The organism is Microbacterium sp. SY138 (assembly GCF_039729145.1).
GTDB lineage: Bacteria > Actinomycetota > Actinomycetes > Actinomycetales > Microbacteriaceae > Microbacterium > Microbacterium maritypicum_A.
On the sequence record NZ_CP155793.1, the window covers coordinates 3,314,309 to 3,339,340 of the forward strand.

Genomic DNA, 25,032 nt, shown 5'->3' on the forward strand with positions numbered 1-25,032 from the left:
ATGGAGGCGCTCAGGTGCGCGTTGTGGTTGGGGATGTCCGATACAGCTCTCTCCGTCCTCGACCTCGTCCCGGTGCGCACCGGCCAGACCAGCGCGGAGGCCATCGCCGCCTCCCTCGCGCTCGCGGAGACTGCCGACCGTCTCGGCTATCGCCGCTACTGGTTCGCCGAGCACCACAACATGCCGTCGGTGGCATCGACCACTCCCCCGGTGCTGATCGCCGCTGCGGCCACCCGCACCTCGCGCCTGCGTCTGGGCTCTGGCGGCGTGATGCTGCCCAACCACGCACCGCTCATCGTCGCCGAGCAGTTCGCGGCACTCGAAGCGATCGCGCCGGGACGCATCGACCTGGGCCTCGGCCGGGCACCGGGAAGCGACCCGGTGATCACGCAGCTGTTGCGCGGCTCGGGGACCACCAGCGACGTCGAGCAGTTCCCCCGCCACGTGCAGGACATCGCGGCCCTGCTGTCGGCAGACGGGGCTGAGCTGCGTTTCACCTCCGGTGGGGAGTACACGGTGCGTGCGACGCCGGCCGCGACCGGCACCCCCGAGGTGTGGCTGCTCGGGTCGAGCGACTATTCCGCGCAGCTCGCCGCCTCGCACGGGCTGCCCTATGTCTTCGCCAACCATTTCTCGGGGCAGGGCCTCGAGCGCGCGCTCGACCTGTACCGCACCGGCTACCGTCCGAGTGAGGAGCACCCGGAGCCGCGCACGTTCCTCACCGTGAACGCGGTCGCCGCGCCCACGCAGGAGGAAGCGGAGGCCCGTGCACTCCCCCAGCTGCGGATGATGGCACGGCTGCGGCTGAACCAGCCGCTCGCCGCTCTCGAGACCGTCGAGCAGGCGGCGGCGGCCGTGACGGATGCCGCCACCGACGAGGTCGTGCGGGCCGCCCGTTCGCGCTGGTTCGTCGGCACCGGCGAGAGCGTCGCCGCCGAGCTGCATTCCTTCGCCGAGCGCTACGGCGTCGACGAGGTCATGCTCTCCCCCGTCGCCGGCGCCTACGACGCCGAGGCGAACGATGCACCGATTGGTCGCGCACAGACACTGGAACTGATCTCCGCCGCACTTCGCAGCTGACGTCGCGCGCCTGTCAACCCCTGGCTTTCCCGGCGGCACAGGCGTAGCGTCACGACCAGTGCCGACGACAGGGGCGCGGCCCCTTCGGCGAACGCACTGTCGGCAGCAGCAGAAGGAGTTCGACGATGAGCACGACCAAGACTCTCGCCCTCTGGGTCGCCTACGGACGCAACGGTGTCGTCGGCAGCATCCGCCACGACGAGGACGGCTACACGGTCACGATGGTCGGATCGGATGCGACGACCGGAACCTACCCGAGCCTGGCCTCCGCGAAGGGTGCTCTGCACTCCCATATGGCTCCGGGCAGCGACTGGCCGCGCTTCCAGGAGCACTGAACCACCCGCACTGAACCACCCGCACTGGACCACGGCATCCGCCCGGGTCCCGCACGGGGATGGCGCGCAGCGGGCGGGTGACGTCAGGCTTCCGGCTCGCCGGAGAGGATGCCGCGCAGCCAGTCGCGCGCCTCGACGAACACGTCATCGGAGTAGCGGTCGGGGTACTGCACGATCTGCCGGTCCGCGCGCGGATACGACCCGAGGAAGACCACACGAGGGCTGAATCGACGGATGCCGAGCAGCGCGTCGGCCATGCGCTCGTGCTCGATGTGTCCGTCGGCGTCGATCACGAATCGGTAGCGCCCGAGTTCGTCGCCGATCGGCCGCGACTCGATGAGCGACAGGTTGATGCCGCGGGTCGAGAACTGCTCGAGCATCTCCAGGAGCGAACCGGGGTGGTCGTGCGGGAGCTCCACGATCAGCGAGGTCTTGTCGGCACCGGTCGGCTCGGGCGAACGGGTCGTGCGGGTGACCAGCACGAAGCGGGTCACGGCCTGCGCGTTGTCGCCGATGCCGTCTGCCAGCACCTCGACGTCGTAGTGGTTGACGATGCCGGGTGCCGCGATGGCCGCCTGCGCGGGCAGCGTGCCGTCGAGGACGCCGATCGCGGAGGCGACGTTGCTCGACGCGGGAACGTGCGAGTGCGACGGCAGGTGCGCGCCGAGCCACCCATGACACTGGGCGTAGGCGACCGGATGCGCCGCGATCACCTCGACCTGGTCGAGCGTCGTCCCCCGCGGAGCGACCAGCACGAAGTTCACCCGCACGAGATATTCGCCGATGATGCGCAGCCCCGGAAGCGTGGCCAGAGCATCCTGCGTGGTGGACACCCCGCCCTCGATCGAGTTCTCGATTGCGATCATCGCGGCGTCGCTCCGACCCTCGAGCACGTCGGCCAGAGCCTCGCCCACGTTGTGCACGGGGCGCCAGTTCTGGCCGCGGGCCTCGGCCACCTGATCGAGCGCCGCCTCCGTGAAGGTTCCGGCAGGGCCGAGATAGCTGTAGGTACGGCGTTCAGTCACGGGTTTCACCTTAGCCCTCGGCGGGCCGACGGCTCGTCCGGGCGACTTCTCGGATGCGGTCCCGCCGAACAGGGGGCAGACTGAGAGGATGACCAGCCGTGCCGGCCTCCCCGCGGAGGAAAGTGACCTGATCGATGTCGACGAACTGATCGCCGCCTACTACGACCGCACGCCGAACCCCGAGGTTCCCGCGGAACGCGTCGTGTTCGGCACCAGCGGTCATCGCGGTTCCTCGCTGTCGAACAGCTTCAACGAGAATCACATCCTCGCCACGACGCAGGCGATCGTGGACTACCGCGACGCGCAGGGCATCACCGGCCCGCTCTTCCTCGGCCGCGACACGCACGCGTTGTCGCTGCCCGCCGAGCGCAGCGCGATCGAGGTGCTGCTGGCGAACGGCATCGACGTGCGGGTCGACTCCCGCGACTCGTGGGTGCCCACTCCGGCGCTCAGTCACGCCATCCTCACCTACAACCGCGGCAAGGCGGCCGACGACCCGAGCCGCGCGGACGGCATCGTCGTCACCCCCTCGCACAACCCTCCGCGCGACGGCGGCTTCAAGTACAACCCGCCGCACGGCGGCCCCGCCGACACCGACGCCACGGGCTGGATCGCCGACCGCGCGAACGCCCTCATCGCCGCCGGACTCGACGGCGTGAAGCTCGAGCGCTTCGCCGACATCGACTGGGATGCCCTCACCGGCTACGACTTCCGAGACGCCTACGTGCGCGACCTGCCGTCGATCATCGACATCGACGCCATCCGCAGCGCCGGGGTGAGCATCGGCGCCGACCCGCTCGGCGGAGCCTCCGTCGAGTACTGGGCACTCATCGCCGAGATGCACGACCTCGACCTGACCGTCGTGAACCCTGAGGTCGATCCGACGTGGCGCTTCATGACGCTGGACTGGGACGAGAAGATCCGGATGGATCCGTCCTCACCGTCGGCAATGGCCTCCCTGGTCGCGAAGAAGGGGTCGTACGACGTGCTCACCGGGAACGACGCCGACGCCGACAGGCACGGAATCGTGACCCCCGACGCCGGACTGATGAACCCGAACCACTATCTCGCGGTCGCCATCGACTATCTGTTCTCGCACCGCGACGGCTGGCCGCGCGACGCCGCGATCGGCAAGACCCTGGTCTCGTCGATGATCATCGACCGGGTCGCCGAGTCGCTCGGACGGCGTCTGCTGGAGGTTCCGGTCGGGTTCAAGTGGTTCGTGCCCGGACTCCTCGACGGCTCGGTCGCCTTCGGTGGCGAGGAGTCGGCCGGGGCCTCGTTCCTCCGCAAGGACGGCTCGGTCTGGTCCACCGACAAGGACGGCATCCTGCTGTGTCTGCTGGCTGCCGAGATCATCGCCGTCACCGGCAAGACCCCGTCGGAGCGGTACCGCGAGCTGGAGACCGCCTTCGGTGCCTCCGCGTACCAGCGGGTGGACGCCCCGGCGACGCCCGAGCAGAAGGCCACGCTCGGCCAGCTCGCCCCCGAGGCCGTCACGGCGACCACGCTCGCGGGCGAGGACATCACCGCGAAGCTCTCGCATGCGCCCGGCAACGGCGCGGCGATCGGGGGCCTCAAGGTGCAGACCGAGCATGCCTGGTTCGCCGCCCGCCCGTCGGGCACCGAAGACGTCTACAAGCTCTACGCCGAGAGCCTGCGCGGCCCGGAGCACCTCGCCGAGGTGCAGGCCGAGGCGCGCGCCGTGGTCTCCGCCGCCCTCGAAGGCTGAGCGGGCTCCGACCGTCGGAGGGAGGGCCGACGGTCGGCGGGCCGGCGGTCCGGAGGGCCGACGGTCGGGACGCTTCTCGGCTCAGCCCCGCACGCTCCTGCGCGCTCGATCCTGCGCGGCCCGTGCCAGATCGGCACCTGCGACGCGCAGCCAGCGCACGGGTTCGGCGCGCGCAGCCTCTGACGATCCGGCCAGACCGGTGAGGGAGGCGGTGGCCGCGAACAGCGCGGTGTCGGCGTCCGGGGTGATCCGACCGGCCGCGAGCATCGCGTCGGTCCCCGCGACGGCGGCGAGTCCGGCGAGGAACGAGGGGACCTTGCCGTCACCCGACTGCCCATCGTACGAACCCTCCCCCGTGATGACCACGTCGGCGCCGGAGATCGCGGCGTCGAGGCCGATGAGGTCGGCCACCTCGGCGGCACCGGGAGCGAGCACGCCTCCCCAGACCACGAGCGCAGCGCCCGTGCCCCCGGCCGCACCGTTGCCCTCGCCCGCGGGATCGACGCCGAGCAGCGCGGCGAGACGACGAAGCCCGTCGTCGACGCGAGCGATGTCGTCCGGCGATCGCAGGCCCTTCTGCGGGCCGAACACCGCGGCGGCACCGCGCGGACCGGTGAGCGGATTGGTGACGTCGGTGAGCACGCGCACCTCGGGTGCCGGGCGCAGGGCGGTCAGATCCGCGGATGCGATGGAGTCGAGTCCCCGCGCGCCGCGGGGAACCGGCGCCCCTGCGGCATCGAGGAACACTGCACCGAGCGCCGAGAGCATCCCGGTGCCACCGTCGGTGGAGGCGCTGGAGCCGATGCCGACGACGAGTCGCGAGACGCCATGGTCGAGAGCCGCGGCCAGTGCCTGCCCCAGACCGGTCGTGTCGGCATCCCACGGACGCAGCTCGCGCAGCAATTCGATCCCGGAGGTCGACCCGAGATCGATCACGGCCGTGCCCGCCGGGGCATCGCGCGTCGGCGGGAGCAGCAACCAGGAGGTGTCGATCTTCTCGCCGGCCGGTCCGTCGACCGTGATCGGCATCCGCACGGCGCCGGGCACCGCCGCCTCGAACGCAGCCACCGTGCCCTCGCCTCCGTCCGCCATCGGCCGGTGCACGAACTCGGCGGTGGGATCGACCGTCGCCCAGCCGTCGGCGAGGGCCGTCGCGGCATCCGCCGCCGTGATCGTGCCCTTGAAGCTGTCCGGGGCCAGCACGACCCGCGTCACCGGGTGATCCCCGGGGTGCTGTCGCGCACGATGATCTCGAGCGGCAGGGGCGCCTGCTCCCATTCCGCATCGACCGTCGCGCGGAAAGCCTGATATCCGACCTCGCTCAACGGCACGCGCACGGTCGTCAACCGCGGGGTGGCGTCACTGCTCGCCGGCACGTCGTCGAACCCGCAGACCGCGATGTCGCTGCCGACCTCGCGCCCGGATTCACGGATCGCGGACATCGCACCGAGGGCCACCACGTCACTGATCGCGAAGATCAGGGTGCCGGGTTCGATGCCGTCGACGAGAGCTTCTCTCATCTGGGCCGCCCCCGACTCCCGGCGGAAGTCACCCCGTCGCACGCTCTCGACCGCACCGCCTGCCGCCTCGAACCCGGCGTGGAAGCCGGCCAGACGATCATCCGAGGTCCGGACTCCGGCCGCCGCCCCGAGCGCGATCGCCGAACGGTACCCGAGCTCGGCCATCCGTCGGCCGAGCGCCTCCGCCCCGGCGCGGTTGTCGATCTCGATTCGACGCTCGCCCTCGCCGTCCGGCCCGAACGCCACGACCCGGCCGCCCAGGCGGACGAACTCCGCGAGTTCCTGCGCGGTCTCGGTCTCCGTGGGCTCCTGTGTGCGCGAGGCGGCGAGGATCAGACCTCGCGGCCGCTGCCCGCGAAGCGCACGCACGATCCGTGCCTCACGCGCCTGGTCGCGCTCGGTGATCGCGATCGTCACGACCAGGCCCTCCTCGTCGGCGCCGCGGGCCACACCCGACGCGATCAACCCGAAGTAGGGGTCGGCGATATCGGCGACGAGGAGGGCGACGACCGGTGATGTGCCGCGGGCGATCGACTGGGCCGAGACGTTCGCGGTGTATCCGAGCTTCTCCGCCGCTGATTCGACGCGTTCCCGGAACGACTCGGCGACTCGGCGCTCGGAACCGTTGAGCACCCGGGAAGCTGTCGCCAGGGAGACCCCGGCTTCTCGGGCGACGTCGTGCAGTGTGGGCGCCGGCCCCCGGGCGTGGCGCGGAGACCGCGTCGGCGACGGCCGCTCCGCGGACGTTGCGGGCTTGGTCATGACCCAGATCCTACTTCCCGACACATGCGCCCGCCGGTACGGACGTCGGGTGGATGCACGGCAGTCGGCCCGGATCCGCGGTCTTCTCCCTGCATCCGTGCATCCTCCCGAGAGGCGGTACGAGACCGGTGTCCGAACACCTTCACGCGAGATGCGGAGAGACCGCGGCGGCGAACGTCTCGGCAGTGCGGCGCACCACGCTCTCGGGATCATCGGCCCAGATCTCGGCGTTGAAGATCTCGACCTCGATGTCGCGGTCGTACCCGGTCGCGACCACCGCGCGGGTGAGGGTGCCGAAATCGATCACGCCCTCGCCGGTGTAGTGCCGTGAGAGCAGCACGTCGGATGCGAGAGGCGTCTTCCAGTCGCACACCTGGTACGTGGCGATGCGTCCTTCACGACCGGCCCTCGCGATCTGCTCGAGCACCTGCGGGTCCCACCAGATGTGGAAGGTGTCGACGGCGGCGCCGACCACCTCCGGATCGAAGTCCGCTGCGATGTCGAGCGCCTGGCCGAGCGTCGAGACGACGGCGCGATCGGACGCGTACATCGGGTGCAGCGGTTCGATCGCGAGCGTCACACCAGCCGCCTTCGCCTCGGGAGCCAGCACACCGATCGCATCGCGCACGCGCTGCCGAGCCCCGATCAGGTCGCGCGATCCCGCGGGCAGGCCGCCCACGACCAGGACGAGCACAGCGGTCGAGCCCTCGGCACCGGCCGCGGCCAGCGTCGCGGTCTCCTCGATCGCCCGGCGGTTGTCGTCCAGCGCCGCCGCCCGCTCCGCCCCGTCCGGCAGCGTGAAGAACCCACCACGGCAGTACGTCGAGAAGCGCAGGCCCGAGTCGCCGAGCATGCGGGCCGCGACGTCGAGGCCGACGTCGTTCACCGGCTCACGCCACAGTCCGATCGCCTCCACACCCGCGGCCGTCGTGACCCGCAGGGCCGTCGCGAGGTCGGCATGCTTGATGGTCGCCTGATTGATCGACAGGCGCGGGTCCGGGGCCGGCGCCTGGGCCTGGGCCTGGGCCTGCACCGGCGCCTGGCCCTGGGCCTGGGCCTGGGAGGGGAGGCTCATGCGTCCACGCCGTTCAGACGCAGCATGCCGTGCCACCGCTCGCGGGCGAGGTCGGGCTGCTCCAGCGCCAGGGAGGCGTTGGCGAGCTCGATGATCCGGCTCAGGTGCGGCAGGCTGCGCGCGGAGTGCAGCCCGCCCACCATCTGAAAACCGGGCTGATGGCCGTTCATCCACGAAAGGAAGGCGACGCCCGTCTTGTAGTAGAACGTGGGAGTCGCGAAGACCTGCCTGCTCAGTTCCTCGGTCGGTCCGAGGATGCGTCGATACCGTTCCGGGTCGCCGGCGTCGAGTGCCTGGATCGCCGCCGACGCGACCGGGGTGATCGCAGCGAAGGCGCCGAGCAGGGCGTCGGAGTGCGTGCGCACGCCCGTTGCGTCCCCCGTGTCTTCCCCGAGTGCACGACCTGTCGCCGAGTGCACGGCCTGTTCACGCGAGGGAGCCGTCCGCTCGGCGAGATCGCGTGCAGTCGACGAGCCCGCCGCGGCACCTCCGATCAGGCTCACGTAGTTGAAGTCGTCGCCCGTGAACATCCGGACGCCCTCGGGGAGACGATCGCGTACCGAGACCTCGGACTCGGCGTTCAACAGGCTCATCTTGACTCCCGCCACCTTGTCCGGATTCTCGGCGATGATCTCCAGGAGCACGTCCGACGCCGCCTGCCAGTCGTCGGCGCCGAAGTAGCCCGCGAGCTCGGGATCGAACGCCGCACCGAGCCAATGCAGCACGACCGGAGTGGTCGCACGCGAGAGGACCTCTCGATACACACGCCGGTAGTCGTCCGCGTCCGTCGCGGCACGGGCCAGGTGACGGGAGGCCATGAGCACGGGGCCGGCGCCCTGCTCCTCGGTGAAGTGCAGTTGCTCGAGGTAGGCGGAGATGAGCTGGTCGAGCGAGATGTGCGGTTCGGCGATGTGGTCGGTGTTGACACCCACCACGACGGATCCGCCCTCCTCACGGGCGACCTCGGCGCTGCGGGCGATCAGCTCGCGGGTGGCAGCGGCGTCCAACCCCATGTTCCGCTGCGCGGTGTCCATGGCATCGGCGACGCCGAGACCCCACGAGTACACGTTGCGGCGGAACGCGAGCGTGGCGTCCCAGTCGATGTCGGCCGCCTGCCCGGGAGTGTTGTCGGCGTGCACCTTCGGCACGACGTGTGCGGCGGCATACGCGACGCGGCTCTGCAGCGGGCCGGTCGGGCGCGTGTAGGTGCCGGAGTCGTTGAGGGCGACGTCAGCGACATCGCCGTTCGCGCGGAGGAGGCGCAGGGTGCTCATGCTCACCTCAGTCTCGGATGGGAAAGCGCTTTCCGAGATCATGGCATGAGACGAGCGACGATCGCAACTATGGGTGGGGATCCCACGATCGGCCCGCTGGCAGGCAGACGATCGCGCGCGGCGGACGCTGCAGCGTGCGCGGCAGCTGCGTCGTACGATTCGACGCACAGGAGGGAGGACCGATTCGACGCGCAGGGCCGCCGACCGGTTCGCTGCGCGGGGCGGCCGGCCCGCACGGGAATCAGCGCGACGCGGTACTGGCGCGCTCGACGAGTGCCGTCGGGATGACTCCGGATCCCTCTGCGGGCGCAGCGCCTTCGATCGCGTCCACCAGCGCTGACACCGCACACTGGGCGAGCGCGGCGAAGTCCTGCCGGATGGTGGTCAGCGGCGGGCGGTAGTTCGCGGCGTCCGGCACATCATCGAAACCGATCACGCCGACGTCTTCCGGCACCCGACGGCCGTAGTCGGACAGCGCCCGCAGCAGCCCGAGCGCCATCTGATCGTTGGCGCAGAAGACGGCGGATGCCGTGCGCAGTTCCGCGCCGGCGGCGTACCCCGAGTCAGCGCTCCAGTCACCCCGGACGACGGCGGGCGGACGGACGCCGGCGGAGACGAGCGTCTCCCGCCATCCGCGTTCCCTCTCGGCCGACGCGAAGGAGTCGGCTGGACCGGCGAGATGATGCACCCCGCCTCCCCCGAGGGCGAGAAGCCGGCGTGTGGCTGCGGCGGCGCCGCCCGCGTGATCGCTGTGCACCGACGTGAACCCGTCCTCGCTCGGGGCGTCGACGACCACGAGGTGCAGCCCGGCAGGCCGCTGCGCGCCGGAGACCAGGGCCGATGCCTCGTTCAGGACGATCGCACCGTCGACCTCCTGCTCCGCGAGCCGATCGAACGCGTCAGCGACGCCGCGGGTGGCGGTCACGAGGGTCACCGCGTACCCCCGTTCCGCCGCAGCTTCGGCCGTGGCCTGCAACATCCGGGAGTTGCCGACGGTGGCGAGGGTGGTGACGACGAGTCCGATCGTCTGCGAGCGCCCGGTGCGCAGGGCTCGGGCCGCGCGGTGGGGGCGATAACCGAGCTCCGCCATCGCGTGCTCGACGCGGACACGGGTGTCGGGGTCGACGCGGGGGCTGCCGTTGACGACCCGCGAGACAGTCTGTCCCGAGACACCGGCCCGGGCAGCGACCATGGCCATGGACACACGTCCGGACGGGGGATTCCGACGGTTCGAACCCGATCCGTCGACGCGGTCGCGTCTGCTCTGCCCCACCTCATCCTCCATCCGCTACGACGTCGCGCGGGCCCCGCCTTCTATCTCAGAAGCGTGCGATCTGCCTCAGAGGCGTGCGCGCAACTCCGTCATGTTGACGTTACCACGGCGCTATGCGTACCATGTTGACGTGAACACGGACGATCTTCCTGAGTTGCGTACCGAGACTCTCGGCGCCGGCGTGGTCAGACGCGCCACCACCCTCGCCGACGGCCGCGACCTCATCTACTACGACGACCCCGGCACCGCGCTGGGCGCCGACCGAGCCGTCGACGCGCGCGCCCTCGACCCCCGCCCGGAGACCGCGACGATGCGTCTCGACGTGCTCACCGGCGACTGGATCACGGTCGCCGCGAACCGACAGAACCGCGTGATGATGCCCGGCGCCGACGCCGACCCGCTGGCCCCGCAGACACCCGGAAACCCCTCCGAGGTGCCCTCGCGGTACGACGTCGCCGTGTTCGAGAACCGCTCGCCCGCGTTCGGACCTGCCCTGGCCGCAGCGACGGGCGCCGCACCCCGGGCGTCGAACGCTCCTCGCGGGCTCGACGACCTCGCGGCCCTCGGCCTCGGCCGCACGCGCACCGCCGTCGGCCGCTGCGAGGTCGTCTGCTTCAGCCCCGAGCATGCCGGATCCTTCGGTACACAGACCGTCACCCGGGCGCGCACCGTGATCGAAGCATGGGCCGACCGCACCGCCGCACTCTCACAGCTGCCCGGCATCGAGCAGATCTTCCCGTTCGAGAACCGGGGCGAGGCGATCGGCGTGACCCTGCCGCACCCGCACGGGCAGATCTACGCCTACCCGTATGTGACCCCGCGCACCACCCGCGTGCTGGAGACGATCGGCCGCACCGCCCCCGACCTGTTCCAGCACATCCTCGAGTCCGAGCAGGCGTCCGAGCGCGTGGTGTTCCGCGGCGAGCACTGGACCGCCTTCGTGCCGTTCGCCGCACGCTGGCCACTCGAGGTGCACCTGATGCCGCACCGCCATGTGCCCGACTTCGCCGAGACCACTGAAGCCGAGCGTGACGAGCTCGCCCCGCTCTACCTGCGGCTGCTGCGCGGCGTCGATGCCCTCTACGACTCCCCGACGCCCTACATCGCCGCGTGGCACCAGGCCCCCGTGCACGTCGGGCGCGACACCGTGCGCCTGCACCTTCAACTCACGAGCCCGCGCCGTGCCGCCGACAAGCTGAAATTCCTCGCCGGCTCGGAAGCGGCGATGTGGGCCTGGGCCGCCGAAGTGCCTCCGGAAGTCGGTGCCGCACGCCTCCGCGAAGCGATCGAGCGCGCCTCGCACGACCAGCCCGACACCGGAGATTCTGCATGACCGCCGCACACGACGATGCCCTCGCCCTCTTCACCCGCCTGACCGGGCGTGAACCCGACGGAGTCTGGTCGGCGCCCGGGCGCGTGAACCTCATCGGCGAGCACACCGACTACAACGACGGGTTCGTGCTGCCGTTCGCCATCCCGCAGCGCACGGTGGCCGCGGTCGGTCGGCGCGATGACGCCCGCGGTCGCGTCCTGGTCGGCTCCACATTCGCCGAAGAACCGGTCGAGGTCGCCCTCGACGAGCTCGACCGGCTCTTCCCCACTGCACCCGGCTCGCATCCGGCCGTCCCGGAGTGGGCCGCCTACCCGCTCGGGGTCGCCTGGGCGCTCGGTCAGGCGGCCGCCGAGCGCGGACCGTTCGGCGGGATGGACATCGCCATCGCCTCCGACGTGCCCGTGGGCGCCGGGCTCTCGTCCTCGGCCGCGATCGAGGGGGCGACATCCTCCGCCTTGAACGACCTGTGGGGCACCGGGTTCGACGGAACGGCCCTCGCCCGCATCGGACGACGGGCCGAGAACGAAGCCGTCGGCGCCCCCACAGGGATCATGGACCAGATGGCGTCGATGCTCGGCCGGCCCGACACCGCGATATTCCTCGACTGCCGCACACTGGAAACCCGGCTCGTGCCTCTCGGCGTCGCCGAGGCAGGCCTCGCGATCCTCGTGATCGACACCCGTGTGAAGCACGCCCACTCCACCGGCGGCTACCGCGAACGCCGGGCCTCGTGCGAACTCGGCGCCTCGATCATGGGAGTGCCTGCGCTGCGCGACATCTCGATCGACGACCTGCCGCGCGCTCAGAAGCTGATGGACGAGGTCACCTTCCGGCGCGTGCGTCACATCGTGACCGAGAACCAGCGGGTCCTCGACACCGTGCGGGTGTTGCGCGAGCAGGGCGTCCGAGCGATCGGCGACCTCCTGGTCGCCTCGCACGCATCGATGCGCGACGACTTCGAGATCTCGACCGCCGAACTGGACACCGCTGTCGACACCGCTCTGAGCGCCGGCGCCCTCGGTGCACGGATGACCGGCGGTGGGTTCGGAGGTGCCGCGATCGCCCTCGTCGAGCAGGCTGCCGTCGCATCGGTGTCGGATGCCGTGAACGCCGACTTCGCGAAGTCGCGGTTCGCGCCGCCCCTCCTGTTCACGGTCACCCCGTCGGCCGGCCCCCGCCGCGACGCCTGACAGAATGATCCATCGGGCCGCGACGACTCCGCGGCAGGAGAGGAATGCAATGTCCTGGATAGTCACCGGAGGCGCCGGCTACATCGGCGCCCACGTCGTCCGCGCTCTCGCGGATGCCGGGCTCACCCCGGTCGTGCTCGATGACCTGTCCAGCGGCGTCGAGTCCTTCGTGCCCGAGGGCGTGGCATTCGTGCGGGGCAGCATCCTGGACCGTGAGCTGGTCGAGAAGACGCTGCGCGACCACGGTGCCGAGGGTGTGATCCACGTCGCGGGCTTCAAGTACGCCGGCGTCTCGATGCACCGCCCCCTGCACACCTACGCGCAGAACGTCGAGGGCACGCGGGTGATCCTCGAGGCCATGGAGGCCGCGGGAGTCTCGAACATCGTGTTCTCCTCCTCCGCCGCCGTGTTCGGCACGCCCGATGTGGCCCTCGTCGTGGAAGACACCGCCAAGAAGCCGGCCAGCCCTTACGGCGAATCGAAGCTCATCGGCGAATGGCTGCTGCGCGACCAGGCGATCGCGACGGCGGAATCCGAGCGGCCCCTGCGACACACCTCTCTGCGGTACTTCAACGTGGTGGGTTCCGCCGATCCGACGGTCTACGACGTCAGCCCGCACAACCTCTTCCCGATCGTGTTCGAGGCGCTGCTGGCCGGGAAGACGCCCCGCATCAACGGCGACGACTACGCGACGGAAGACGGGACGAACGTGCGCGACTACGTGCACGTCGGCGACATCGCGGCCGCCCACGTCGCGGCCGCGCAGCGTCTGTCCGACGGACGCCCGATCGAAGCCGCCTACAACCTCGGCTCCGGTGACGGACTGAGTGTGAAGCAGATCATGGATGCCGTCGCCCGCGTGACCGGCATCGACTTCACGCCCGAGATCGGCCCGCGCCGCCCCGGTGACCCCGACCGCATCGTCGCGACCGGTGAGCTCGCAGCCCGCGACCTCGACTGGACCATGCGGTACTCGGTCGACGAGATGGTGCGCACGGGGTGGGAAGCGCGGCAGGCCGCCCGCCCCTGACGGTCAGAGGTCGCGGGAGCGGATCGGGTACGCCCAGAAGCAGAGCCAGGCGAGGGCGGTGAACCCGAGCGGGATCACTGCGAGCATCAGCCGGATGCCGCCGTCGACGCTGTCGGGCTGCGTGTCACCGAGGGCGGCGTCGAAGCCGGAGGCCGTGAGCACCACGGCAGCGACGATCGCCTGCAGCACCACCGAGCCGCGCACCACGAACCCGTTCACCCCGAAGTAGGCGCCTTCGCGACGGTGACCAGTGCGCACGGCATCGTCGTCGATGATCTGCGCGAGCATGACCTCGAGCAACTGCAGCAGGCCCCCGACCCCCACGCCGACCGCGACACCGACCAGAGCCGCGCCGATCACGTTCGACGGCGCGAGGTAGCCGAGCACGGAGACCCCGAACACCGCGACGCTCCACAGCACAGCGGTGCGGGGGGAGGTGCGGCGGACGACCGCGCTCCACAGCATGATCGACGGGATCGCGGTGGCGAAGATGGCACCGAGCAGCAGGCTGCCCTGCCCCTCCGGCGCATGCAGGGAGTAGCGCACGTAGAAGGGGATCGCGGCGAGGATCACCGCGATCGAGGTCTGCACGAACAGCGAACCGAGCACATACGGAACGAACGCCCGGTTGCGGAACGTGTACTTCAGCTGGTCTGCCCAGCGCATCGCTTCCGACGATGCCGTCGACTCCGCATCCGGAAGCCGGCGCTCGATCATCCCGCCGAAGAACGACCAGACGAGCAGCACCAGGCAGACGGCGCCGAGAACCAAGGCCATTCCTGGCCACCCGATCGCGCTGTACAGCGCAGGGGCGCCCGCGGTGCCCAGGACCATGCCGAAGATCGCGAAGATCTGTCGCGGCACGTTGCCGCGGGCGCGTTCCTCCGTGGTGCGGAACATCTCGGGGAACAGTGCCGAGATGTTCAGCACCACCACGACGAACGCGATGTCGTACACCGCCACGACGACCAGGAACCAGGTGATGAGGCCGGCGACGGGGAGCTCCGGCGGCATCCAGACCAGCGCGAATGCGACGACCAGCGGCACGATGCCCAGGCCGATCCACGGGATGCGCCGGCCCCACGGAGTGCGCAGTCGGTCGGAGATCGTGCCGACGACGGGGTTGAGCACGGCGTTCAGGATGCCGTGAGCGATCATCGCGACCGCCACCCACGTGGCCGGTACGGCGAGGTGCGAGACGTAGAAGTAGACGACGAAGGCCGAGAACGTCTGCGCCATCAGCTGCGTCGGGAAGCCCGAGGCTCCGAAGGCGATCGCCTGCGACCTGCTCGGGGCCGCGTCGAGGCGTCGGTCGCGCACCCGATCGCCCAGGGAGGTCACCGCGCGTCTCCCCGTTGCAGGTCGCGTCCCCGCTGCAGGTCGCGCAGGTCGCGCCAGCCGATGCGCACGAGCCCCTCATCGTCGATGGCCTGCCGGACCGCGGGGTCCTTCAGCAGACGAAGCTCATATCCGCGCTTCGTCGCGCTGAAGTCCACGGCGGCGCGGAGCTCATCGTCGTCGACCATCGGATGGAGGTAGATCTCCGTGACCCCTGCCGGCACCGCGCGCAACAGCGCGATGAAGCCGTCACGCATCTGCGCGTACGTCTCCTCGTCCGGCGTGCCTTCACGCAGCAGCTCGAACGGGTGCGACCAGAGCCGGTCGATGATCTCGACGCCGGAAGCATCGGCGGCCGCTGCCGCGGCATCGAGTTGAGACTGGAGCGCGGAGTCCTCGCCCACGCCGTCCATGCTGCGGGGCAGCCGGAACGGGAGGCCGTGGCGTGCAGCGAGCTCGAACACCGGCTGGAGGAAGCCGCGTCCGGTCACGAGTCCGTAGACCGAACCCATGTGATTGTCGAGATGCGTCACATCGACGCCGGCATCGAGCGCGGCCTGCACCTGAGCGGCGAGTTCGGCAGCGACGTCGTCGTCGGCGGCGTTCTGCTCGACGGAGAGCACTTCGGTCGGGAAGAAGCCCGCATCATCGACAAGGGTCGTGGCGGTGCCGGTGAGCGGGCGCCACCGGTAGCGCGCCCATTCGCTGGTGAGCACGAGATGCACGCCGATATCGAGATCGGTGCGGGATGCGGCGAAGGCGAGCGCTTCCGGCGACCACGAGCACGGGACCATCACGGTCGACGAGTCGATGCTCCCGGATGTGAGCAGATCCACGATCGCGGTGTTGGCCGCGTGGCACATGCCGAAGTCGTCCGCATTGAGGATGATCGCCCGTGCGCCGGGCGGGAGGCCGAGTCGGTCGGCGAGATCGGACGGTGCGGTCATCGGGAGTCCTGTCGGGTGGTTCGAGCGACACTGCTCGGGCGGGCGATGTTCGGCGGGTGGTGTTCAGCAGGCGTTGGGGGGCGGGGTGTTCAGCGGGCGCTTTTGGGGGCGGGGGTGAGGATCCGGGTGAAGAGGTCGCCTCGGAGTGCGGCCGCGGCCTGGTCGACGGCGCCGATGAGCGGAGCCTCAGGCCCGAAGGAGGAGACGAGGAAACGCAGCGGGAGCTGCGCGTCATACTCGCCGGCGATGCGCTCGATGGCAGCGACGAGCACGGGATGAGCCGCCTTGCCGCCGAGGACGAACGCCTCAGGGTCGAGCACCAGCCCCACGCTTCCGGCCACGAGAACGATGCGGCGGGCGACCTCGGAGATGATCTGGAGCGCCCCATCGTCTCCGAGAGCTGCGGCCTCCAGATGATCGCGGAGAGACGCGGCGGGATCGCGACCGACGCCGAGCGCGAGGTCGCTGACGACCGCATCGCCCACGAGGGGAGCACCGATCGGGATGGGGGTCTGCGGCAGGTACATGACCTCACCGGCGACGCCGGAGAATCCACGGTGCAGCGCGCCGTCGATCACGATGCCCGCTCCGAGTCCGTCGTCGAGGAGCAACAGCGCGAAGCTGGTGAGGCTTCCTCCTCCGCCGCCGGTGAGTTCGGCGAGGGCCGCGAGGTTGACGTCGTTCTCGATGCGGACAGGACAGTCGAGGGCCGCGGCCAGTGCCGCACGGAAGGCGCCGCCGTCGGGACCGAGGTCGTCACGGATGCCTCCGTCAGCGGTGACGATGCCGGGCACCCCGACGACCGCGAGGTGCACGGCGCCCTTCGCCGCCTTCAACGAACGGCGGCACTCATCGACGAGCCCGACGATGTGGGCGACACGGTTCTCGGCGTCGGGGAAGGGCGAGTGCGCCTCCGCCCGCACGATCCCGGTCGCGTCGACCAGCACGACGTGCGCCGCGTGGTGATCGACGTGCACGGCCGCGGCGAATCCGAGGCGCGGATGCAGGGCCACACGTCCGGCGGCGGGACCCCTCGTGTCCCGGTCCACTCCCGCAGGCGCGACTGCTCCGGCGTTCTCGAGCATCCGCAGCACCTGAGTCACAGCGGTACGCGACAACCCCGTGGCGGACATCAACTCCGAGCGGGTCTGCGGGCCGCTGCGGGCGAGGGCCTCCAGGATCGCGCGGCCGTTGAGCGTGCGTAGCAGGCCCTGCGGTCCCGCGAGTGGTCTGGACATAGGTGTTCCGGAGGCGCCTCTCGTTTCGCGTACTTCACCCGGCTTCTGAGGCGGGCGCAGTGCCCGCCAGCATGCCACATCGCGTCGCACCAGTCGAGACTTCGCGCCGATTCCGGTGCCGGTGAATGCCGTGGGGCAAGTCACGGTCACGGTCACGATCAGAGCCTCGAGTCGGCGCGGCTCGGCTCGAAACGGCACGGCACGGCACGGCTCGGCTCAGCTCGGCTCGAGTCGGCTCGGTGGCAACAATTCACACCCTGAGTGGTGGCGTCACACTCTGAGTGGTGCCGCGCGGCTGATGGCCGGCTCTCTGCGCTCGCCACCTCGGGATCGCCGCGTTCGCCACTGCCGGGTCGGGTCCCACCAGGCGGGGCCACGGATGTGCGGGATGCCGTGGCGCATGCGGATCTCCCATCCGCTGGTGCCGAGGGTGCGGTGGTGGTGCCAGCAGAGAGCGACGCCGTTGTCGGTGTGGGTGGGCCCGCCGCGCGCATGCTCTTGGACGTGGTGGATCTCGCACCACGTGGCGGGGACATGACAGCCGGGAATGAGGCATTCCCCGTCGCGGATGGCGATCGCGCGGCGTTGATGGGCGGTGAAGATCCGGTCGGTGGCGCCGATCCCGATGATGCGCCCGCCGGAGTCGAACATCACGCGCTGTATTCCGCCGGCGCAGGCGGTGTGCGCGGCGACCCGGATGGGAACGGGGGTGTCGATGCCGTCGATGTGGGCCCATCCGTTTCCCGTGGCGTAGTCGTCGGCAGCGACGGTCACGACCAGGGTCGGGGCGGCGCCTCCGAGGCGAGGCATGTCGTCATGGCGGGCGGCGATCCCGAGCGCGGCGGCGAGGATGTCGTGCTGCTTCTGCGCCCGAGATCGGGCGTCGACCATTCGGCCCGGATCACCGGATGGAAGGTCACCGTCGTCCATCCCCGTGGGCTCGGTATCTCGACAGTGTGATTCTTCCGAGGGTCGGAACACCACTCCGGGGAGGGGAGGCCCGTCGACGTTCGGATTCAGGTAGGCGTCGAAGATGCGTTGCAGTTGTCCCGCGACTTCGGGCAGGAGCCCGCCTCGGACCGGGATGACCCCGTCTTTCGCCCGCCCGAGGACGATCCCCCGGGCGCGCATCGCGATGTCGTCCGCGGGTTCGGCTCCATCAGGATCGAGGTACTGCACGATGACCTGCGCCAGAATCCTCAAGTCCTCCGGCGTCGCCGCCGGCGCGGAGTCTCCTTCGACGCCCGCACCCGAATCCGCCCCTAGAACGTCTTGCGTTCCCGCACCCGCGGCCGGGATCCCCCGCGAGTATGCCGCCAACTCCCCGTCCACGAGCAACCGGTCTGCTGTCCCGACACGGATCCCGGCCTGTTCCACCGGCCCGATCGCGGCCAACAACCCGGCCACCCCGACGGCCCCGTCGAGTAGCGCCGCCCGCAGTTCGGGCCATCGCGCGGGCGAGCGGAACCCGGATGACAACTCCACCTCCCGGCGCACCGCCCGCGCCGCCTTCAGCATCCGCCCTGCACCGGGCCCGTCCGTCCGCAGGACCCGCTGCAGCAACTCGCTCATCGTCCGGCACCCGAACTTCCCGCAGAATCCGGCCTCTCCCGACCCGGCGGGACGCCCATCGACCGACGCGACCGCCTCCACGACGACTGCCTCCGCCCGCCGCTGCACCTCGCCCGCCACACGCAACAGGTCCATCTTCACCGCATCGGACATCACCGCCATCGCGTCAGAGTGCAACACGGCATCCAAGTCGGTCACCACCTGTTCGAGCACTTCCACGGGGTTGTTCATGGGTCGAGTCAACTCGGGGGTACCGACATTCCTTCCCGGATAAACCCCGATCAGGACAATATTCCGGAACACGCGTAGAGCTCATGCGTCCTCCACGAACTCGCCCCGAATCCGTCTTTCCACATCTCAGGTAGAGGCGTGATGCCGCCACCCCCGAAGGTCCGACGCCGGAAGCAGAATCTGTACATGCGCATCGACACGACCCACACACAGAAGCCCATGAGCAAGAGCACCGATGACCGAGGGGCGAGTCGAATCATCCACCCTCGATTTGACGCTCGCGGTTTCGCGAATTAAATTACAGATCGGTAACGGTGGCATCCGGGGGGATCGACCGCCGCGCACGCCAGCCTCCCGGAAGGATCCCGTCACGAATTCCCTGCCACCCGAGCGCGATCACGACGCCTCGGAAGCTCCCACCGAAGTCCCTGACTCATCCCGACCGCTTTTGCGGCGTGACCTGCGACGCTCCGTTTCCGCGGACTCGCAGAGTCGCCGCCCGGCGAACACCGCCCATGCTGCTGCGGTACCGGAGACGACCCCGGAACCCGATCCGGCCGCCGCCTCCGCAGCAGTCACAGGGCCCACGCACGCAGCAGACACGGAACCCGCATCCTCTGCAACCCCCACATCCCCCGCGCCGGAGACAGTCCAGGCCGCACCCGACGCGGCTCCCCCTCGCGCACAGCCACAGCCACAGCCACAGCCACAGGCTCCCCACACCCCTCGCGCCTGGGATCCTCGCCTGCGCCCCCACCACATGGCACCGAAGTCGACGCCGAAGACGGCCCCGACCTCTCGCGGCGAAGCCCGGCGACAGAAGCGCCAGTGGGCGAAGACCAAGGCACTCGGCGCCACGCTGGCGATCGGCGTGATGATCACCGGGGCAGCGCTTCCCGCCCTCAACCCCGCGGGTGGCCCTGCCGCCGCCGCCAGCTCCAGCGTCTCGACCCTCGCCGACGGCACCGCGCAGTCCTACACGGCGAAGTCCGAGATCCGCGCTGTGATCGACCCACGGGGCAACTTCTCCGCGACCACGCCCGAGGAGATCAAGGAGACCCGTTCGCGCGCCGCCGCCGCAGCAGTCGCCGCCGGCATGCCGCTCTCGAGCGCGATGGACATCCCCCTCGCCGGACGCATCGTGATGCCGATGGCCGATGGGACCTACTCGTTCACCGATGGCTTCGGCGCCTCGCGGCCGGGACGTTCGCACCTCGGGCAGGACTTCGCCGCCCCGGTCGGCACACCGATCAATGCCGCCATGAAGGGCTGCGTCTCACGGTCCACGGAGAGCTACCAGGGCTACGGCGTGACGATCCAGATCGAGAGCATCGTCGACGGGCAGGCCGTGAGTACGGTCTACTCGCACATGACGTACGGAAGCCGTGCGGTCGAGGTCGGTGATTGCGTCGACGAGGGGCAGTACATCGGCGACGTCGGATCGACCGGCTACGTGTTCGGCTCCTGCCTGCACTTCGAGGTGCACATCAACACCGCGCCCGTCGACCCGCTGCCGTGGCTCAAGAAGAACGTGAGCTGATCGGCGTCGACCGCCCCCTTCTCCCGTCTGCGGTTCACCGTAGGGTGGATGGATGAGCTCCCTGGAGATCCGCAACGCCCGCGCGGAGGACGCCGACGACATCGCCGGGGTGCATGTCCGCTCGTGGCAGGTCGCCTATCGCGGGCTCATCGACCAAGCCGTGCTCGACGGCCTCTCCATCGACGAGAGAGCTGCGGGCTGGCGTCGCACCCTCGCCGAACCGTTGCCGACGAGCCTCGGGACCGTCGTCGCCCTGCGCGACGACCGTATCGTCGGATGGGCTTCACTCGGCTCCGGACGCGACCCCGACGGGGTCGCCGACGGCGAGGTGTACGGCATCTACGCCGATCCCGCCGCCTGGTCTACGGGCGCGGGTCACGCCCTGTTGGAAGCCGCCGAACAGCGGATCGCCGAGGCCGGCCACAACCGCGCCTACCTCTGGGTGCTCGACGGCAACGAACGCGCCGATTCGTTCTACGCCCGCCACGGCTGGATCGAAGACGGCGCGATCAAGATCGAGGAACGCCCCCAGCTCACACTGCGCGAGCATCGTCGCGTGAAGCTGCTCGGCACCTGACCTCGCACCTTCCGGCACCTCCGTCCTGCCTGACCTCGCGCCTTCCGGAACTTCCCGCCTTCCGGAACCTCGGGCGCCCCTCAGTCGAGAGCGCTCATGACGTGCTTGATGCGGGTGTAGTCGTCGAACCCGTATTGCGACAGGTCCTTGCCGTAACCGGAGTGCTTGAACCCGCCGTGGGGCATGTCCGACACGAACGGGATGTGGGTGTTGATCCACACGCAGCCGAAGTCGAGGTCACGAGAGAACCGCATCGCCCGGGCATGATCCGTGGTCCACACCGAGGCGGCGAGCGCGTAGGGCACGTCGTTCGCCATCCGCAGAGCCTCGTCGTCCTCCGAGAACGCCTGCACCGTGAGCACGGGTCCGAAGATCTCCCCCTGCACGACCTCGTCGTCCTGTCGTACTCCCGACACGATCGTGGGCTCCCAGAAGTACCCTCGATCGCCCTGGCGGCGTCCGCCGGTCTCGATCGTCGCGTGCGCGGGGAGCCGGTCGATGAATCCCTGCACCTGCGAGAGCTGCGCCGCACTGCTCAGGGGCCCGTACAGCACCCCCTCCTCGTGCGGGCCGCCGGTGCGAGCGTGCGTCTTCGCCCGGGCGACCAGAGCGGCGACCAGCTCGTCGTGCTTCGATCCGTGCACCAGCACCCTGGTGGCGGCGGTGCAGTCCTGTCCGCCGTTGAAGAAGGCACCGGTGATGATGCCCTCGACGGCCTTCTCGATCGACGCATCCGAGAACACGATCGCCGGAGCCTTGCCGCCGAGCTCGAGGTGCACCCGCTTGACGTCGTTCGCCGCCGAACGAGCCACGGCCATACCGGCCCGCACGGAACCGGTGATCGCCACCATCTGCGGCGTCGGGTGCTCGACCAGCGCGACACCGGTGTCACGGTCGCCGAGCACGACGTTGAGCGTCCCGGCCGGCGTATGCAGCGCGACGATCTCCGCGAGCAACAGCGTGGTCAGTGGCGTGGACTCCGCGGGCTTCAGCACGACGGTGTTGCCGGCGGCCAGCGCGGGGGCGATCTTCCACACGGCCATGTTCAGCGGGTAGTTCCACGGCGTGACCTGACCGATCACGCCGACGGGCTCGCGCCGCACGAACGAGGTATGCCCGGCGAGGTACTCCCCCGCCGCCCGACCCTCGAGGCTGCGCGCCGCACCCGCGAAGAAGCGCAACTGGTCGACCGACTGCATGATCTCGTCGGCCACCAGGCTCGCGCGCGGCTTACCCGTGTCCTGCGATTCCAGGTCGGCGAACTCCTCCGCCCGCGCCTCCATCTCATCGGCGATGCGGAACAGCGCCAGCTGGCGGTCGGCGGGCGTCGTGTCGCGCCAGATCGGGAAGGCGGCGGATGCGGCGGCGTAGGCGGCATCGACGTCGACGGCGTCCGACACCGGGAGTTCCCCGTACGTCTCTTCGGTGACAGGATCGAGGAGCGGCATCCGCTCGGCACCACGCGCGTCGACGAAACGGCCGCCGATGAAGTTCTGCAGCGGCGCGGAGTTCTTCAGAAGATGACTGGGCATGGCACCATCGTACCGACATCAGTACGGAATCTGAAGATCCAGCAATATGAAACAACTGAATCAGTTGCAGAGGGTGGGAATGACTGACAATATCGACACATGAGTACGAAGTCTTCCCAGCCTGCCCTTGATGACATCTCGAAGCGCATCGTCGAGCTGCTGCAGGAGGACGGGCGACGCCCCTACGCCGAGATCGCCCGCGAGGTCGGCCTCAGCGAGGCTGCGGCGCGCCAGCGGGTGCAGCGGATGACTGAAGCCGGGATCATCCAGATCGTCGCGGTCACCGACCCGATGCAGCTCGGCTTCCACCGTATGTCGATGATCGGAATCCGCGTCTCGGGCGATCCGCGGGAGATCGCCGAAGAACTCACCCGGATCCCCGAGCTGGCGTACGTCGTCGTCACGCTCGGCACGTTCGACATCCTCGTGGAGGCCGTGTGTGAGAACGACGAGCACCTGATCGACCTCATCGCGACCCGCATCCGCACCATCCCCGGCATCACCCACACCGAGAGCATGCTCTACGCCGGTCTCTACAAAGACCTCTACAACTGGGGCACGCGCTGACGCGCACCCCGCTCCCGTACCTCGCACCCGCACACCACGGAGAGAAACCATGGGCACCACCGTCTTCGAACGTCAGCAGCCGTCGCCGTCCGTCATCGACGACTCCCTCCGGGACACCGCCCTGCGGGTGTTCTGGCTCGACGATGTCGACCGGCCGACACATCCGCGGCTGAACGGCACGGTCCGCGCCGACCTCGCCATCGTCGGCGGCGGGTACGCCGGACTGTGGACGGCGGTGCGCGCCAAGGAGCGCGACCCCGAACGCCGCGTCATGCTGCTCGAGGCCTCGCGCATCGCCTGGGCGGCCTCCGGCCGCAACGGCGGCTTCTGCGAGTCGAGCCTCACACACGGACACGAGAACGGCGTGAACCGCTGGCCGGAGGAGATCGACCGCCTCGAAGAGCTGGGACACGCGAACCTCGACGCCATCGGCGAGACCGTCGAGCGCTACCGGATGGATGCGGAGTTCGAGCGCACCGGACAGCTGGCCGTCGCCATCGAGCCCCACCAGGTGGAGTGGTACCGCGATGAGCCGGGCTTCCTCGACCGCGCAGCGGTGCAGGCCGAGGTGCACTCCGAGACGTTCCTCGCCGGCGACTGGGACCGCGACGGCTGCGCGATGGTGCATCCGGCCAAGCTGGCTGTGGAGCTGGCCCGCGTGGCCGCCGACCTGGGCGTCGAGATCTACGAGCACAGTCTGGTCCGCGCCATCGAGGGCGACGGATCGGGACCGATCACGCTGGTCACTGCGAACGGCCGCGTGATCGCGGATGCCGTGGCGCTCGGGACGAACGTCTTCCCCTCGCTCCTCAAACGCAACCGCCTGATGACCGTGCCCGTGTACGACTACGTGCTGATGACCGAGCCGCTCTCCTCCGAGCAACTGGCCTCGATCGGCTGGTCGAACCGACAGGGGCTCGCCGACAGCGCGAACCAGTTCCACTACTACCGGCTCACGGGCGACAACCGCATCCTGTTCGGCGGCTACGACGCCATCTACCACTTCGGCGGCAAAGTGCGCGCGGAGTACGAGGACCGCATGGAGAGCCACCGCAAGCTCGCCTCGCACTTCTTCACGACCTTCCCGCAGCTGGAGGGCCTGCGCTTCACCCACCGCTGGGCCGGAGCGATCGACTCGTCGAGCCGCTTCTGCGCGTTCTTCGGCACCGCCCGCAAGGGCCGCGTGGCCTACGCGACCGGCTTCACCGGGCTCGGCGTCGGGGCCGCACGCTTCGCGGCCGACGTCATGCTCGACAAGCTGTCCGGTGAGGAGACCGAGCGCACCGCGCTGCGGATGGTGCGTGAGAAGCCCATCCCGTTCCCGCCCGAGCCTGCCGCCTCGATCGGCGTCAACCTCGTCCGCGCCGCGATGAACCAGGCCGATCACAACGAGGGCAGGCGCAACCTGTTCCTCAAGACGCTCGACGCCGTCGGCATGGGCTTCGACTCGTGAACGGTCTCGCCGCCGGGGCGGGACTGGATGCCGCAACCCTGCCTCTGGCACACGAGTCACTGCCTGCGGATGAGGTGCTCGCCGGCGCGCCCACGACCGCCGCGCAGGAACTCGCGACACTCGGCGGGACCGAGATCGGCGTCTGGGAGATGACCCCCGGCACCGCGACCGACACCGAGGCCGACGAGGTGTTCGTCGTGCTGTCAGGCCGCGCCACGATCGCGTTCGCCTCGTCCGGACTGCCCGACCTCGAGGTCGGTCCCGGCTCGGTCGTGCGCCTCGCCGAGGGCATGCGCACCACCTGGACCGTCACCGAGACCCTCCGCAAGATCTACATCACCTGACGCTCTTCGAATCGCGCGAAGGGCTGCATCCCCGGGCGCGATGGAGCCGTTCGCGCGATTCGAA

General features: G+C 69.9%; 22 protein-coding genes. 11 read left to right on the plus strand and 11 right to left on the minus strand.

Annotated features, from left to right (window positions below):
• Nucleotides 1–33: 33 nt before the first annotated feature.
• Nucleotides 34–1,080: an LLM class flavin-dependent oxidoreductase gene (locus ABDC25_RS16010; protein WP_347123611.1), complete on the plus strand. Its 1,047-nt coding sequence runs from the start codon at nt 34–36 to the stop codon at nt 1,078–1,080.
• Nucleotides 1,081–1,205: 125 nt separating this feature from the next.
• The gene (locus ABDC25_RS16015; RefSeq protein ID WP_021200014.1) at nt 1,206–1,415 is read left to right on the plus strand and encodes a hypothetical protein; all 210 of its coding nucleotides are present in this window, start codon (nt 1,206–1,208) and stop codon (nt 1,413–1,415) included.
• A gap of 83 nt (nt 1,416–1,498) precedes the next feature.
• On the opposite strand, the gene pheA is transcribed toward ABDC25_RS16015, so the two are convergent.
• The gene (gene pheA / locus ABDC25_RS16020) at nt 1,499–2,449 is read right to left on the minus strand and encodes a prephenate dehydratase (protein ID WP_029259873.1); all 951 of its coding nucleotides are present in this window, start codon (nt 2,447–2,449) and stop codon (nt 1,499–1,501) included.
• Between the two features lie 79 nt (nt 2,450–2,528).
• On the opposite strand from pheA, the gene pgm reads away from it, so the two are divergent.
• Entirely contained in the window at nt 2,529–4,172 is a 1,644-nt protein-coding gene (pgm, locus tag ABDC25_RS16025; RefSeq protein ID WP_021200016.1) for a phosphoglucomutase (alpha-D-glucose-1,6-bisphosphate-dependent), read from the plus strand.
• A gap of 81 nt (nt 4,173–4,253) precedes the next feature.
• Here pgm and ABDC25_RS16030 read toward each other — a convergent pair whose 3' ends face one another.
• The 5 genes from ABDC25_RS16030 to ABDC25_RS16050 form a co-directional block, all read right to left on the minus strand.
• Entirely contained in the window at nt 4,254–5,387 is a 1,134-nt protein-coding gene (locus ABDC25_RS16030; RefSeq protein WP_347123614.1) for a glycerate kinase, read from the minus strand.
• On the minus strand, nt 5,384–6,454 hold the full coding sequence (locus tag ABDC25_RS16035) for a LacI family DNA-binding transcriptional regulator (protein WP_084487349.1): 1,071 nt from the start codon (nt 6,452–6,454) through the stop codon (nt 5,384–5,386). Before ABDC25_RS16035 ends, ABDC25_RS16030 begins: the two co-directional genes overlap by 4 nt.
• A gap of 142 nt (nt 6,455–6,596) precedes the next feature.
• Nucleotides 6,597–7,529, minus strand: a complete 933-nt coding sequence (locus ABDC25_RS16040; protein ID WP_347123616.1) for a sugar phosphate isomerase/epimerase family protein — start codon at nt 7,527–7,529, stop codon at nt 6,597–6,599.
• Nucleotides 7,526–8,803, minus strand: coding sequence for a dihydrodipicolinate synthase family protein (locus ABDC25_RS16045; protein WP_167255418.1), 1,278 nt, complete (start codon nt 8,801–8,803; stop codon nt 7,526–7,528). The genes ABDC25_RS16040 and ABDC25_RS16045 overlap by 4 nt, the downstream gene beginning before the upstream one ends.
• Nucleotides 8,804–9,044: 241 nt before the next feature.
• The gene (locus ABDC25_RS16050) at nt 9,045–10,001 is read right to left on the minus strand and encodes a LacI family DNA-binding transcriptional regulator (protein WP_347123618.1); all 957 of its coding nucleotides are present in this window, start codon (nt 9,999–10,001) and stop codon (nt 9,045–9,047) included.
• 205 nt (nt 10,002–10,206) lie between these two features.
• Here ABDC25_RS16050 and galT point away from each other — a divergent pair, with 205 nt between their 5' ends.
• The 3 genes from galT to galE are packed head-to-tail and all read left to right on the plus strand — an operon-like array spanning nt 10,207 to nt 13,629.
• Nucleotides 10,207–11,409, plus strand: coding sequence for a galactose-1-phosphate uridylyltransferase (gene galT / locus ABDC25_RS16055; protein ID WP_347123620.1), 1,203 nt, complete (start codon nt 10,207–10,209; stop codon nt 11,407–11,409).
• On the plus strand, nt 11,406–12,599 hold the full coding sequence (galK, locus tag ABDC25_RS16060; RefSeq protein WP_347123622.1) for a galactokinase: 1,194 nt from the start codon (nt 11,406–11,408) through the stop codon (nt 12,597–12,599). The genes galT and galK overlap by 4 nt, the downstream gene beginning before the upstream one ends.
• A gap of 49 nt (nt 12,600–12,648) precedes the next feature.
• Nucleotides 12,649–13,629: a UDP-glucose 4-epimerase GalE gene (gene galE, locus ABDC25_RS16065; protein ID WP_347123624.1), complete on the plus strand. Its 981-nt coding sequence runs from the start codon at nt 12,649–12,651 to the stop codon at nt 13,627–13,629.
• A 3-nt stretch (nt 13,630–13,632) separates the two neighbouring features.
• Here galE and ABDC25_RS16070 read toward each other — a convergent pair whose 3' ends face one another.
• The 4 genes from ABDC25_RS16070 to ABDC25_RS16085 form a co-directional block, all read right to left on the minus strand.
• The gene (locus tag ABDC25_RS16070; RefSeq protein WP_347123626.1) at nt 13,633–14,970 is read right to left on the minus strand and encodes an MFS transporter; all 1,338 of its coding nucleotides are present in this window, start codon (nt 14,968–14,970) and stop codon (nt 13,633–13,635) included.
• Nucleotides 14,967–15,914: a polysaccharide deacetylase family protein gene (locus tag ABDC25_RS16075; protein ID WP_347123628.1), complete on the minus strand. Its 948-nt coding sequence runs from the start codon at nt 15,912–15,914 to the stop codon at nt 14,967–14,969. The genes ABDC25_RS16070 and ABDC25_RS16075 overlap by 4 nt, the downstream gene beginning before the upstream one ends.
• A gap of 89 nt (nt 15,915–16,003) precedes the next feature.
• Nucleotides 16,004–17,152, minus strand: a complete 1,149-nt coding sequence (locus tag ABDC25_RS16080; protein ID WP_347123630.1) for an ROK family transcriptional regulator — start codon at nt 17,150–17,152, stop codon at nt 16,004–16,006.
• 270 nt (nt 17,153–17,422) lie between these two features.
• Nucleotides 17,423–18,955 carry an HNH endonuclease signature motif containing protein gene (locus ABDC25_RS16085; RefSeq protein WP_167255410.1) on the minus strand — a complete coding sequence of 511 codons (1,533 nt, stop codon included), beginning with the start codon at nt 18,953–18,955 and terminating at the stop codon, nt 17,423–17,425.
• A 760-nt stretch (nt 18,956–19,715) separates the two neighbouring features.
• Here ABDC25_RS16085 and ABDC25_RS16090 point away from each other — a divergent pair.
• Together ABDC25_RS16090 and ABDC25_RS16095 are read left to right on the plus strand one after the other, a co-directional pair.
• Nucleotides 19,716–20,495 carry a M23 family metallopeptidase gene (locus tag ABDC25_RS16090; protein ID WP_136023991.1) on the plus strand — a complete coding sequence of 260 codons (780 nt, stop codon included), beginning with the start codon at nt 19,716–19,718 and terminating at the stop codon, nt 20,493–20,495.
• Between the two features lie 52 nt (nt 20,496–20,547).
• Nucleotides 20,548–21,072 carry a GNAT family N-acetyltransferase gene (locus tag ABDC25_RS16095; protein WP_347123632.1) on the plus strand — a complete coding sequence of 175 codons (525 nt, stop codon included), beginning with the start codon at nt 20,548–20,550 and terminating at the stop codon, nt 21,070–21,072.
• A gap of 80 nt (nt 21,073–21,152) precedes the next feature.
• Here the strand turns inward: ABDC25_RS16095 and ABDC25_RS16100 are convergent, their stop codons facing one another.
• Nucleotides 21,153–22,604 (minus strand): gamma-aminobutyraldehyde dehydrogenase, encoded by a 1,452-nt coding sequence (locus ABDC25_RS16100; protein WP_021200287.1) that lies wholly within the window; start codon nt 22,602–22,604, stop codon nt 21,153–21,155.
• Nucleotides 22,605–22,703: 99 nt separating this feature from the next.
• Between ABDC25_RS16100 and ABDC25_RS16105 the strand changes: the two genes are divergently transcribed.
• From ABDC25_RS16105 to ABDC25_RS16115, 3 genes are read left to right on the plus strand one after another with little or no spacing between them, the layout of a single operon-like run.
• Complete coding sequence (locus ABDC25_RS16105; protein WP_021200288.1) at nt 22,704–23,171, plus strand: Lrp/AsnC family transcriptional regulator; 468 nt, start codon at nt 22,704–22,706, stop codon at nt 23,169–23,171.
• A gap of 49 nt (nt 23,172–23,220) precedes the next feature.
• The gene (locus tag ABDC25_RS16110; RefSeq protein ID WP_347123633.1) at nt 23,221–24,624 is read left to right on the plus strand and encodes an FAD-dependent oxidoreductase; all 1,404 of its coding nucleotides are present in this window, start codon (nt 23,221–23,223) and stop codon (nt 24,622–24,624) included.
• The gene (locus tag ABDC25_RS16115) at nt 24,621–24,968 is read left to right on the plus strand and encodes a cupin domain-containing protein (RefSeq protein WP_021200290.1); all 348 of its coding nucleotides are present in this window, start codon (nt 24,621–24,623) and stop codon (nt 24,966–24,968) included. The genes ABDC25_RS16110 and ABDC25_RS16115 overlap by 4 nt, the downstream gene beginning before the upstream one ends.
• Nucleotides 24,969–25,032: the final 64 nt, after the last annotated feature.